General features: G+C 77.4%; 1 protein-coding gene and 1 pseudogene. Both read right to left on the bottom strand.

The window, feature by feature from the left end:
* On the bottom strand, positions 1-644 hold a 644-nt coding region (locus tag ACFVWU_RS41910; protein ID WP_387631318.1), incomplete at its 3' end, for a beta-ketoacyl synthase N-terminal-like domain-containing protein.
* A gap of 79 nt (positions 645-723) precedes the next feature.
* Positions 724-13,860 (bottom strand): annotated as a pseudogene (locus tag ACFVWU_RS41905) (SDR family NAD(P)-dependent oxidoreductase); the annotation flags it as partial.
* Between the last annotated feature and the right edge of the window lie 23 nt (positions 13,861-13,883).

The raw sequence follows: 13,883 nt of genomic DNA, 5'->3' as shown, positions 1-13,883 counted from the left end.
GGGAGGGCGACGAGCGCGGAGGAGCACGCGGTGTCGACGGTGACGGCCGGGCCCTCCAGCCCGAGGGTGTAGGCGATGCGGCCGGAGAGGACGCTGACGGCTCCGCCGGTGAGGAGGTGGCCCTCGGTCTCCTCGGTCCGGCGGGCGAGGGAGCCGTAGTCGGTGTCGGCGCCGCCGATGAACACGCCGGTGTCGCTGCCGCGCAGGGCGGCGGGGGCGATGCGGGCGCGTTCGATGGCCTCCCAGGCGGATTCGAGGAGGAGCCGCTGCTGCGGGTCCATGGCGAGGGCCTCGCGGGGGGCGATGCCGAACAGCTCGGCGTCGAAGTCGGCGACGCCGTCGAGGAACCCGCCGTGGCGCACGTAGCTCTTGCCGGGGGTGCCGGGGGTGGGGTCGTAGAGGCCCTGGGTGTCCCATCCGCGGTCCTCCGGGAGGTCGCCGATGGCGTCGGCGCCGTCGGCGACGAGCCGCCAGAGGTCCTCCGGGGTGCGGACGCCGCCGGGGTAGCGGCAGGCCATCCCGATGATCGCGATCGGCTCGGTGTCCCTCGCCTCGACGGACTCCAGGCGCTGCCTCGTGCGCCGCAGGTCCGCGGTGACCTTCTTGAGGTAGTCGCGGAGCTTGTCCTCGGAGGTGCTGGCCATGGGTGGGAATCCTCGCAGTTCGGAAGGGTCGTACGGGTCCGTGGGACGGCCCCGGGGCGGACGGCCCCGGGGCCGGTCCTCAGGCGAGTCCGAGCTCGCGGTCGATCAGGTCGAACATCTCGTCGTCCGTGGTGTCGTCGAGCGCGTCGTCCGGCCCGTCGGCGGCCGCGGGCGACTCGGTCGCGTCGCCGTCGAGCCGCCACTGGAGGCTCTTGAGACGGGCGAGGAGGCGGGTGCGGGAGTCGGCGTCCAGTTCGGTGGCGCCGAGCGCGCTCTCCAGCTCGTCGAGTTCGGCGAAGACGGGCCGGGCGGGCGCCGCGGTGTCGGTGGGCGCGCCGACCAGGTCGCGCAGGCGCCCGGCGAGGGCGGTGGGTGACGGGTGGTCGAAGATCGTCGTGGTGGGCAGCCGCAGGCCGAGTTCGGCGTTGAGGCGGTTGCGCAGCTCGACGGCGGTCAGGGAGGACATGCCGAGGTCGAGGAAGCCGCGCTCGGGTTCGACGGCCTGAGGCGAACCGTGGCCCAGGACGGCGGCGAGGTGTCCGACGACGACGTCCAGCAGCAGCTTCTCCTGCTGGGCGGCGGCGAGGCCGGGCAGCCGGTCCAGGACGCCCCGCTCATTGGTCGCCGTACTCCCGGCCGGGGCTGCGGCCGTGCGCCGGACGGCGCGGCGGGGCGTGAGCTCGGCGAAGAGCGGCGGAGCCCCGGCCGTGGCGAGGGCGTGCCGGTCGAGCCGGATCGGGGCCAGGTGCGGTCGGTCGACTCCGCTCGCGGCGTCGAGCAGGGCGAGGCCCTGGACGGCCGTGAGCGGCAGCATGCCGGAGCGCGCGAAGCGGGCGATGTCCACGGCGTCCAGCGTGGACGTCATTCCACTCGATTCTCCCCAGTATCCCCACCCGAGGGAGACGGCCGGGCGGCCTTCGGCGCGGCGGCGGTGGGCGAGGGCGTCGAGGAAGGCGTTGGCGGCGGCGTAGTTGGCCTGGCCGGGGCCGCCGGCCGTGGCGGCGAAGGAGGAGAACAGGACGAAGGCGGAGAGGTCGAGGTGACTGGTCGCCTCGTGGAGGTTCCACCCGGCGTCGACCTTCGGGCGCAGCACCTCGGTGAGCTGGTCGTCCGTCAGGCTTTCGAGTAGTCCGTCGTGCAGGACGCCGGCGGCGTGGACGACGCCGGTGAGCGGGTGCTCGGCGGGGACGGTGGCGAGGAGCGCGTCGAGGGCGGAGCGGTCGGCGGTGTCGCAGGCGGCGACGCGGGCGTCGGCACCGAGGGCCGCGAGGTCGGCGAGGAGTTCGGCGGCGCCGGGGGCGTCGGGGCCTCGGCGGCCGGTGAGCAGGAGGTGGCGGACGCCGTGTTCGGTGACGAGGTGGCGGGCGACGAGGGCGCCGAGGGTGCCGGTGCCGCCGGTGATCAGGACGGTGCCCGCGGGGTTCCAGGACCACGCTCGACCTTCCCCGGAGGCCAGGGGGCGCAGCCGGGGTGCCGTCACCTCGCCGCCGCGGACGGCCAGGCGCGGCTCGTCGGGGACGGCGAGGGCGGTGGGCAGGGCGGCGTCGGAGGCCGGGTCGCCGTCGAGGTCGACGAGGAGGAAGCGGCCGGGGTTCTCGGACTGGGCGGAGCGGATGAGTCCGTGGGCCGCCGCCTGGGCGAGGACGGTGACGTCGGTGGCGGGGGTCGCGGCCTCGGCGCCGTGGGTGAGCAGGGCGAGGCGGGCGTCGGCGAGCCGGGGCTCGCCGAGCCAGGCGCGGGCGAGGCCGTGGGCGGCCCGGACGGCGCGGTGCGCGGAGGTGACGGGGTCGCCGTCGTCGGTGGCGGTGAGGCGGTGGACGACGGTGACGGGTGCGGGTTCTCCGGCGTCGAGGGCGGCGGTGAGGTCGGCGAGGTCGGCGTGGGCGCGGGCGCCGAGGGCGGCGGCGAGCGCGTCGTCGCCGAGGACGGCCGTGTCCCCGAGGTCGGCGCCGAAGACGGGGATCCACTCGACCGCGTGGAGCGGGTCGGCCGCCGGGGCGAGGTGCTCGGCCGCGATCGGGCGGACGGTGACGGCCTCGGCGGTGAGCACGGGGGCGCCGTCGGCGTCGGCGGCGGTGAGCGCGTGGCTGCCGCCGGCGGCCGGGGCGAGCCGGACGCGGAGCAGGGCGGCGCCGGTGGCGTGAATGGTGACGCCGTGCCAGTCGGCGGGCTGGGCGGGGTCGGTGCCGCCCGGGAGGGCGGCGAGCAGGGACTGGAGCAGCCCGGGGTGGACGCGGAAGCCGGCCGTCTCGGTGCGGTGCTCCTCGGGCAGGGCGACCTCCGCGAACAACTCGTCGCCGCGCTGCCAGCGCGCGACGACGGTGCGGAAGCGCTCGCCGTACTCGGTGGCGTCCGGTTCGGCGGCCAGTGCGTGGGCACCGGCGGGGGGCCATTCGGTCAGGGCCGCGCCGTCGGCGCCGCCGGTCGTCAGAGTGCCGGTGGTCAGAGTGCCGTTGGTCAGGGTGCCGGTGGCGTGGCGGGTCCACGGGGTGTCGTCGGGCGCGCCGGTCGGGCGGGCGTGGACGGTGAGGGCCCGTCGGCCGTCGGCGTCGGCGGGTCCCGCGGCGAGCTGGATGTCGACGGTGCCGTGGTCGGGCAGGGTCAGCGGGGTGAGCTCGGTGAGCTCGGCGACGGTCGGGCAGCCCGCCTCGTCGCCGGCCCGCACGGCCCAGTCGAGCAGCGCGGTGCCCGGCACGACGGCGGTACCGCGCACCCGGTGGTCGGCCGTCCACGGGTGCGTCGTGGTGCCGATCCGGCCGGTGAGCAGCACGGTGTCGGCGTCCGCGAGGCGGACGGCGCGGTCCAGCCCGCAGGGTTCGAGGGGCGTGCCGGTGCGGGCGGCGTCCTGGGCGAGCCAGTAGCGGCGGCGTTGGAAGGCGTAGGTGGGCAGGTCGACGGGTCGGCCGCCGGCGAGGGCGGGGCGCCAGTCGATCCGCACGCCGCGCACGTGGGCCTCGGCGAGGGAGGTCAGCAGCCGGGCCGGGCCGCCGTCCTCGCGCCGGACGGTGCCGAGCACGACGGCCTGGGCGCCCGCGTCGGCCGCGGTGTCCTCGACGGCCATGGCGAGCACGGGGTGCGGGCTGCATTCGAGGAAGGCGTCGTGGCCCTGGGCGAGCAGGGCGCGGACGGACTCCTCCAGGCGGACGGTCCGCCGCAGGTTCCGGTACCAGTAGCCGGCGTCGAGCGGGGTGTCGCCGAGCCAGTCGGCGGTGACGGTGGAGAAGAACGGGATGCGGGCCTCGCTCGTGGTCAGTGCGGCGAGTTCGGTGCGGAGGGTCTCCTCGATCCGCTCGACCTGGGCGGAGTGGGAGGCGTAGTCGACGGGGATGCGCTTGGCCCGGACGCCGTCGCGGGCGCAGCCGGTCAGGAGGTCGTCGAGGGCGGCGCTCTCGCCGGAGACGACGACGCCGGACGGGCCGTTGGCGGCGGCCACCGAGATCCGGCCGCCGTAGGGCTCGATGCGGGCGAGGACGTCGGCGTGGGACTGCGGCACCGACACCATGCCGCCGTGACCGGAGAGGCCGCGGGCGATGGCCTGGCTGCGCAGGGCGACGACCTTCGCGCCGTCCTCCAGGGAGAGAGCGCCGGCCACGCAGGCGGCGGCGATCTCGCCCTGGGAGTGGCCGAGGACGGCGGCGGGGGTGACGCCGTGGGCCTGCCAGCAGGCGGCGAGCGCGATCATGGTGGCCCACAGGGCGGGCTGGGCGACGTCGACGCGGTCGAGTGACGGCGCTTCGGCTTCGCCGCGCAGGACGGCTTCGAGGGACCAGTCCGTCCAGGGGGCGAGGGCCTGTCCGCAGGCGGCGATCCGATCGGCGAACTCCGGTGAGGCGTCGAGCAGCTCGGCGCCCATGCCGGCCCACTGGGAGCCCTGGCCGGGGAAGACGAGGACGACCCGGCGGTCGCGCCCGCCTCCGTGCCGGCCGGTGACGACGCCCGGGGCGGGCGTTCCGTCGGCGAGCGCGGCGAGGCCGGCCCGCAGGTCCTCGGTGCCCGTGCCGACGACGGCGGCGCGGTGCTCCAGCAGGGCGCGGCCGGTGGCGAGGGAGTGGGCGAGGTCGAGCGGCGCGGCGGCGCTGACGTCGAGGTGGTCGAGCAGCGCGCGGGCCTGGCCGCGCAGGGCCTCGGCGCTGCGGGCGGAGAGCAGCCAGGGCAGGGCGGGGCGCTCGGTCGTGGGGGCGGCCTGGGGCTCCTGGTCCGGGGCCTGTTCGAGGATCACGTGGGCGTTGGTGCCGCTGAGGCCGAAGGAGGAGACGCCGGCGCGGCGGGGCCGTCCGGTGGCGGGCCAGTCGCGGGCCTCGGTGAGCAGGTCGACGGCGCCCTGCGTCCAGTCGACGTGCGTGGTGGGCCGGTCGATGTGGAGGCTCTGCGGGAGGGCGGCATGCCGCAGGGCGAGGACGGTGCGCATGACGCCGGCGACGCCCGCGGCGGCCTGGGTGTGGCCGAGGTTGGACTTCACCGAGCCGACGAGGAGCGGGTGTTCACGCTCCTGGCCGTAGGTGGCGAGGAGCGCCTGGGCCTCGATCGGGTCGCCGAGGCGGGTGCCGGTGCCGTGTGCCTCGACGGCGTCGACCTCGGCGGGCGTCAGGCCGGCGTCGGCCAGGGCGGCCCGGATCACGCGCTGCTGGGAGGGGCCGTTCGGGGCGCTGAGCCCGTTGCTGGCACCGTCCTGGTTGACGGCCGAGCCGCGCACGACGGCGAGGACGGGGTGCCCGTTGCGCCGCGCGTCCGAGAGCCGCTCGACCAGCAGCACGCCGACGCCCTCGGAGAAGCCGGTGCCGTCGGCGGCGTCGGCGAAGGGCTTGCAGCGGCCGTCGGCGGCCAGGCCTCGCTGGCGGGCGAAGTCGACCGGGATCATCGGCGTCGACATCACGGTGACGCCGCCCGCGAGGGCGAGCGCGCACTCGCCGCCGCGCAGCGCGCGGACCGCGAGGTGGAGCGCCACCAGGGACGACGAGCAGGCGGTGTCGACGGTGACCGCCGGACCCTCCAGGCCGAGGGTGTAGGCGACCCGGCCGGAGATCACGCTCGCGGCGTTGCCGGTGCTGACGTACGGCGCGGCCTCCTCGGGGATGCGGGCGACCCGGTCGAGGTAGTCGCTGGAGGACAGGCCGGCGAAGACGCCGGTGCGGCTACCGCGCACCGTGCCGGGGTCGATGCCGGCGCGTTCCAGGGCCTCCCACGAGGTCTCCAGGAGGAGCCGCTGCTGCGGGTCCATCGCGAGGGCCTCGTTGGGGCTGACGCCGAAGAAGGCGGCGTCGAAGCCGGCGGCGTCGGCGAGGAAGCCGCCCTCGCGGGTGCGGGAGGAGTCGGGGTGGTCGGGGATGCCGTCGTAGAGGCGGTCGAGGTCCCAGCCGCGGTCGGCGGGGAACGGGGCGATGGCGTCGGTGCCGGCGGACAGCAGGGTCCACAGGTCGTCGGGGGTCGCGACGCCGCCGGGGAAGCGGCAGGCCATGCCGACGATCGCGATCGGCTCGTCGGCGGCCTGGAGGGCCGCACCGGTCGCGGTCGCCCCGCCGGTGCCGGTGAGGCCGTCGGCCAGGTGCCCGGCGAGGGCCCCCGGAGTGGGGTGGTCGAACACGAGGGTCGCGGGCAGCCGCAGGCCGGTCGCGGTGTTGAGGCGGTTGCGCAGTTCCACGGCGGTCAGGGAGTCGAGGCCGAGGTCGCGGAACGGCCGCGTGGCGTGGACCTGGTCGGCTGAGGAGTGGCCGAGGACGGCCGCGGTGCAGCCGCTCACCAGGTCGAGCAGCGCCGCGGTGCGGTCGGCCGCGGTGAGCCCGGCGAGGCGGGCACGCAGCCCGTCGGCGGCCTGGGCGCCCTGCGCGGTGCGGCGCGCCGGGGTACGGACCAGGGACCGCAGCAGGGCGGGGAGTTCCGCCGCGCCGCGCGAGCGCAGGGCGGCGGTGTCGAGGCGGACCGGGACCAGGAGGGCGCGGTGGTCGGCGAGGGCGGCGTCGAACAGGGCGAGGCCGTCCGGGGTGCTGAGGGTGAGCGCGCCGGACTGCTCGGCGCGGGCCCGGTCGGTGGCGCCGAGGTGGGCGGTCATGGTGCTGGCCTGTGCCCACAGGCCCCAGGCGAGGGCGGTGGTGGGCAGGCCCGCGACGCGGCGGTGCTGGGCGAGGGCGTCGAGCCAGGCGTTGGCGGCGGCGTAGTTGCCCTGGCCGGGCGCGCCGAAGACGCCGGCGGCGGAGGAGAACAGGACGAGGTCGGCGAGGTCGAGTCCGCGGGTGAGCTCGTGCAGGTGGCGGGCGGCGTCGGCCTTGGGGCGCAGTACGGCGGCGAGCCGGTCGGCCGTCAGGCCTTCGACCACGCCGTCGTCGAGGACGCCGGCCGCGTGGACGACGGCGGTGAGCGGGTGCTCGGCGGGCACGGCGGCCAGCAGGGCGGCCAGGGCGTCGCGGTCGGCGGTGTCGCAGGCGGAGACGGTGACCTCGGCGCCGAGGGCGGTCAGCTCCTCGGCGAGGGCCGCCGCGCCGGGGGCGTCGGGGCCGGTGCGGCCGGCGAGCAGGAGGTGCCGCACGCCGCGCGCCGTGACCAGGTGGCGGGCGAGTTCGGCGCCGAGGGTACCGGTGCCGCCGGTGATCAGGACGCTGCCGTCGGCGTCCCAGGGGCGCGGGACGGTGAGCACGATCTTGCCGGTGTGCCGGGCCTGGGCCATGTACCGGAAGGCCTCGCGGGCGCGGGTGACGTCCCAGCAGGTGAGCGGGAGGGGGCGCAGCGCGCCCCGTTCGAACAGCTCGACCAGGTCGGCGAGCATCTCGCCGATCCGCTCGGGCCCGGCCTCCTGGAGGACGAAGGCCCGGTAGCGGGCGCCGTCGTGGGCGGCGGCGACCTCGGCGGGGTCGCGGACGTCGGTGCGGCCCATCTCGATCAGCCGTCCGCCGGGCGCGAGCAGGCGCAGCGAGGCGTCGACGTACTCCCCCGCAAGGGAGTTGAGGACGACGTCCACGCCGTCGCCGCCGGTGGCGGTGCGGAAGCGCTCCTCGAAGTCGAGGGTGCGGGAGGAGGCGATGGCGGTGTCGGGCAGCCCGTCCGCGCGCAGCAGGTGCTGCTTGGCCTCGCTCGCGGTGCCGTAGACCTCGGCGCCCCAGAGGCGGCCGAGCTGGGTGGCGGCCATGCCGACGCCGCCGGTCGCGGCGTGGACGAGGAGGCGTTCGCCGGCCTGGAGGTCCGCGAGGTCGCGCAGGGCGTAGTAGGCGGTGAGGAAGACGACGGGGACCGAGGCGGCCTGGGCGAAGGTCCAGCCCTGCGGGACGCGGGCGAGCAGGCGGTGATCGGTGACGGCGAGCGGGCCGAACCCGCCCGGGACCATGCCCATCACGCGGTCGCCGACGGCGAGTCCGGTGACGCCGGGGCCGAGTTCGCGCACGACGCCGACCGCCTCGGAGCCGAGGAAGCGGGCGCCGCCCGGGTACATGTCGAGGGCGTTGAGGACGTCGCGGAAGTTGAGGCCGGCGGCCCGGATCTCGATGCGGACCTCGCCCTCGGCGAGCGGCGCGGCCGCGTCGGGGCTCGGCAGGAGTTCGAGGTTGTCGACGGTGCCCTTGGTGCGGATGTCGAGGCGCCACGGACCGTCGGGCACGGGCAGCGGCTCGGCCGTGTGGGCGCGGGCCAGGCGGGGGGCGTGGGCGGTGCCGTGGCGCAGGGCGAGCCGGGGTTCCCCGGTGGCCAGCGCGGCGGGCAGAGCGCGCCAGGAGACCGGGTCGTCGTCCAGGTCGGCGAGGACGATGCGGCCGGGGTGCTCGCTCTGGGCGGAGCGGACCAGGCCGTGGACGGCGGCGGCGGGCAGGTCGTGGACGTCCTCGGCGGGGTCGGCGGCGACCGCGCGGCGGGTGGTCACGAGCAGGGTGGCGTCGGGGCGGTCGTCGGCGAGCCACGTCCGGAGGACGGCGAGGGCGTGGTCGAGGGCGTCGAGTGGCTCGTCGCCGCTGAGTTCGACGAGCGTGACGTCCGCGTCGGCGCCGAGGGTGACGCCCGCCTCGGCGAGGGCCGCCGCGTGGGCGGGCGGCTCGCCGAGGACGGTCCAGCGGGCGGGGGCCGGCCCGGGCTCGGGGAGGGTCAGGGCCGGCCAGTCCAGGTGGAAGAGCGCCTCGCGCGCCACCCGGGCGTCCGGGTCGAGGGCGCCCTCGGCGAGCGGGCGCACGGCCAGCGCCTCGATGGCGGCCACCGGGCGGCCGGTCGGGTCGGACATCGTGACGGACACCGTGTCGGGCCCGGCCGGGGTGAGCGTCACTCGCAGCGCGGTGGCCCCGGCGGCGTGGAGCGTGACGCCGGTCCAGGCGAACGGCAGCCCGGGGCGGCCCGCCAGCGGGCCGAGCCCGGCCGGGTGCAGGGCGGCGTCGAGGAGGGCGGGGTGCAGGCCGTAGCGGGCGGCCTCGGCGCGGGCCGGCGCGGGCAGCTCGACCTCGGCGTGGACGGCGGAGCCGAGGCGCCAGGCCGCGCGGACGCCCTGGAACACCGGGCCGTAGCCGTAGCCCTGCTCGCGCAGGCCCGGGTAGAAGCCGCCGACGTCGATCGGCTCGGCGCCGGCGGGCGGCCAGGCGGCGGACCCCGGCGCGGGCTCGGCCCCGGCGGGGACGACGCTGCCGTCGGCGTGCCGGGTCCAGCCCTCGGGCGCGTCCGCGTCGGCCGGGCGGGTGTGCAGGGCGACCGGGCGCCGGCCCGTGTCGTCCGGGGCGCCGACCTCGATCTGCACCTGGAGCGCACCGCGCTCGGGCAGCAGGACGGGCGCGTGCAGGGTCAGTTCCTCGATGCGCCCGCAGCCGAGCTCGTCGCCGGCCCGGACGACCGCCTCGACCAGCGCGGCGCCGGGCACCACGACGGTACCCGCGACGGCGTGGTCGGCGAGCCACGGGTGGGTGTGCAGCGACCAGCGGGCGGTGGCCACCAGCCCGCCGCCCTGGGCGAGTTCGACGGCGGCGCCGAGCAGCGGGTGCTCCGGCGCGGCCAGCCCCGCCGTGGTGACGTCGCCACCCGTCCCGCCCGGGCGCGGCCAGTAGCGCTGCCGCTGGAACGGGTACGTCGGCAGCTCATGGGCGCGCGCGCCGGTGCCGGCGAACAGGAGGTCCCAGTCCACCCGGGCGCCGTGGTTGCGCGCGTCGGCGAGGGCGAGCAGGAAGCGGCCGGGGCCGCCCTCGTCGCGGCGCAGCGTGCCGAGGGCGGCGGCGGGCAGGCCGCTGTCCTCGATCGTCTCCTGGACACCGGTGGTCACCACGGGGTGCGGGCTGACCTCGACGAACACCCGGTGGCCGGCGGCCAGCAGGGTGCGGGTGGCCTGCTCGAACTCCACGGTGTGGCGCAGGTTGCGGTACCAGTAGGCGGCGTCCAGCCCGGCGGTGTCGATCACGGCGCCGGTGACGGTCGAGCAGAACGGGACGTCGGCGCTGCGCGGGGTGATCGGCGCGAGGAGGTCGAGCAGTTCGTGCTCGATGCGCTCGACGTGCGCGGAGTGCGAGGCGTAGTCGACGGGGATGCGGCGGGCCCGCACACCGGTCCGCTCGCAGTCGGCGATCAGCTCCTCCAGGGCCTCGGGGTCGCCCGAGACCACCACCGAGCCGGGGCCGTTGACGGCGGCGACGGAGACGCGGTCGTCCCAGCGCATGAGGCGCTCGCGGACGGCGACGACCGGCTCGGCCACCGAGACCATGCCGCCGAGGCCCGCGAGCTGCCGGATCGCCCGGCTGCGCAGGGCGACGACTCGGGCGGCGTCGTCCAGCGACAGGGCGCCCGCCACACAGGCGGCGGCGATCTCGCCCTGCGAGTGGCCGAGCACGGCGGCCGGTTCGACGCCGTGCGCGCGCCACAGTTCGGCCAGCGACACCATGACGGCGAACAGCACGGGCTGCACGACGTCGACCCGGTCGAAGCCGGGCGCACCGGGCTCGCCGCGCAGGACGTCGGTTGCCGACCAGTCGGTGTACGGCTCCAGCGCCGCCGCGCACTCGGCGAAGCGCTGCGCGAACACCGGCGCGGTGTCGAGGAGTTCGACTGCCATGCCGGCCCACTGGGAGCCCTGGCCGGGGAACACGAAGACGGGAGCGCCCTCCCCCGCGGCCTGTCCTTCCAGGACGGCGGGGGTGGCGCGGCCTTCGGCGAGTGCGTCCAGGCCGTCCAGGAGCCCGGCCCGGTCGGGCGCGACGACGGCGGCCCGGTGCTCCAGGGCGGCGCGGGTCGTGACGAGCGAGCGGGCGACGTCGTCGAGGGCGGGCTCGGCGGCACGGACGTGGGCGGCGAGGCGGCGGGCCTGCTCGCGCACGGCCTCGGGGGTCCGGGCGGACAGCAGCCAGGGCAGCGGGCGGTCGGCGGCCGGGCGCTCGGGCAGCGGCTCGGGCGTGGGGGCCGCTTCGAGGATCACATGGGCGTTGGTGCCGCTGACGCCGAACGAGGACACGCCTGCGCGCGGCGGCCGTCCGGTCTCGGGCCAGGACCGGGCCTCGCTCAGCAGCTCGACGGCGCCGGCGGTCCAGTCGACCTGCGCGGTCGGCTCGTCGATGTGCAGGGACTTCGGGAGCTCGCCGTGCTGCATCGCGAGCACGGTCTTCATCACGCCGGCGACCCCGGCGGCGGCCTGGGTGTGGCCGAGGTTGGACTTCACCGAGCCCAGGAGCAGTGGGAGTTCGCGGTCCTGGCCGTAGGCGGCGAGGAGCGCCTGGGCCTCGATCGGGTCACCGAGGCGGGTGCCGGTGCCGTGTGCCTCGACGGCGTCGACCTCGGCGGGCGTCAGGCCGGCGTCGGCCAGGGCGGCCCGGATCACCCGCTGCTGGGACGGGCCGTTGGGCGCCGTCAGGCCGTTCGAGGCGCCGTCCTGGTTGACGGCGGAGCCGCGCACGACGGCGAGGACGGGATGCCCGTTGCGCCGCGCGTCCGAGAGCCGCTCGACCAGCAGCACGCCGACGCCCTCGGCCCAGCCCGTCCCGTCCGCGGCGGCGGCGAACGGCTTGCAGCGGCCGTCGGGGGCCAGGCCGCGCTGGCGCGAGAACTCGACGAACACCTGCGGCGTGGACATCACCGTCACGCCGCCCGCGAGCGCCAGCGAGCACTCACCGCGGCGCAGCGCCTGGGCGGCCAGGTGCAGGGCGACCAGCGAGGAGGAGCACGCCGTGTCGACGGTGACGGCCGGGCCCTCCAGACCGAGGGTGTAGGCGACGCGGCCGGAGATCACGCTCGCGGCGTTGCCCGTCATCACGTGCCCGGCCACGCCCTCCCGGGCCGGGTCCAGCAGCAGGTGGTAGTCCTGGAAGTTGGAGCCGACGAACACGCCCGTCCGCGAGCCGTGCAGCGCCCCGGCGTCGATGCCGGAGCGCTCGACGGCCTCCCAGACCGTCTCCAGCAGGAGCCGCTGCTGGGGGTCCATCGCGAGGGCCTCGCGCGGCGAGATCCCGAAGAAGGCGGCGTCGAAGTCGGCCGGGGCGGCGAGGAACGCGCCCTCGGCGACGTAGCTGGTGCCCTCGTGGTCAGGGTCCGGGTGGTGCAGGCGGTCGGTGTCCCAGCCCCGGTCGGCCGGGAACGGGCCCACCGCGTCGCGGCCCTCGGCGAGCAGGCGCCAGAGGTCCTCCGGCGACTCGATGCCGCCGGGGAAGCGGCAGGCCATCGCGACGATCGCGATCGGCTCGTCGGCGGCGGACGGCGCGACGGCGGGGGCCGCACTCACCGCCGTACCGGCCAGTTCCGAGCGCAGGTGCGCGGCGACGGCCGCCGGGGTCGGGTGGTCGAACAGCAAGGTCGCGGGCAGGCGCAGACCGGTCGCGGCGGTGAGGCGGTTGCGCAGTTCGACGGCGGTCAGCGAGTCGAAGCCGAGGTCCCGGAACGCCCTCGTCGCGTCGACGGTCGCGGTGGAGGCGTGCCCGAGGACGGCGGCGGCCTCGGTGCGGACGAGCTCCAGCAGCAGGCGCTCCTGCTCGTCGGCGGTGCGGCCACGCAGCTGATCGGCCAGCGGGGAGGTGCTGGTGTCCGTGGTCGTGGCGGGCGCGACCGCGCGACGGACCTCGGGCAGGTCGGCGATCAGCGCGCTCGGGCGGGCGGCGGTGAGCACGGGGGCGAGCGCGCTCCAGTCCACGTCCGCCACGGTGAGGCCGGAGGCATCCGCGAGCAGAGCCCGACGCAGCGCGGCGACCGCCCGCTCCGGGTCGATCGGGGCGAGCCCGCTGCGCCGCATGCGCCCGGTGAGGCCCGGGTGCTCCCCCGCCATGCCGCCGCCGGCCCACGGGCCCCAGGCGACGGAGGTGGCGGGCAGCCCGGCCGCGCGGCGGTGCTCGGCGAGGGCGTCGAGGTAGGCGTTCGCGGCGGCGTAGTTGGCCTGGCCGGGGTTGCCGAGGACGCCGGTGATCGAGGAGAACAGGACGAACAGGACGAGGTCGTGCCCGGCCGTCAGCTCGTGGAGGTTGCGGGCGGCGACGGCCTTGGCGCGGAGCACGGCGTCGAAGCGGTCGGCCGTGAGGCTCTCCAACACGCCGTCGTCGAGGACACCGGCGGCGTGGACGATACCGGTCACCGGGTGTTCGGCCAGCAGGGCGGCGAGCGCGTCGCGGTCGGCGACGTCGCACGCGGCGACGGTGACGCGGGCCCCGAGGGTAGCCAGCTCGTCGCTCAGCTCCCGCGCGCCGGGGGCCTCGGGGCCACGGCGGCCGACCAGGAGGAGGTGCTCGGCACCGGCGGCGGCCAGCCGGCGGGCGACGTGGGCACCGAGGGCGCCGGTGCCGCCGGTGATGAGGATGGTGCCCGCGGGAGCCGTCCAGCCGTCGGTGGTGGGCGTGTCGTCCGCCACGGGCGACGCCGGCAGGTGGCGGCGGGTCAGGCGGCGGGCGTAGGCGCCGGAGCCGCGCAGGGCGAGCTGGTCCTCGGCGGTCTGGGCGAGGAGGCCGGCCAGGCGGACGGCGGTGCGGGCGTCGGGGGCGGCGGGCAGGTCGATCAGACCGCCCCAGCGCTGCGGGTGCTCCAGTGCGGCCACCCGGCCGAGGCCCCACAGCTGCGCCTGCTCCGGCTCGCGCACCCGGTCGGCGCCCTCGGCCGCGACGGCGCCCCGGGTCAGGCACCAGAGCCGCGCCGGACCGCCGGCGGCCTCCAGGGCGCGCAGCAGCTCGACGGTCGCGGGCAGGTAACGGGGCACGAGGTGGTGGTCCGGGTGCGGGCGGCCGTCGGCGGCGAGGAAGGAGAGGACGCCGACGCACGGCTCGGCGCCGTCCGTGGTCAGCGCGTCCAGAGCCTCGGCCCCCGCCACGCGTTCGATCCGCAGGCCCCGGT

It is taken from the genome of Kitasatospora sp. NPDC058190, from assembly GCF_042883685.1.
Taxonomy (GTDB): Bacteria; Actinomycetota; Actinomycetes; order Streptomycetales; family Streptomycetaceae; genus Kitasatospora.
This window is presented reverse-complemented; position numbering and strand designations above follow the sequence as displayed.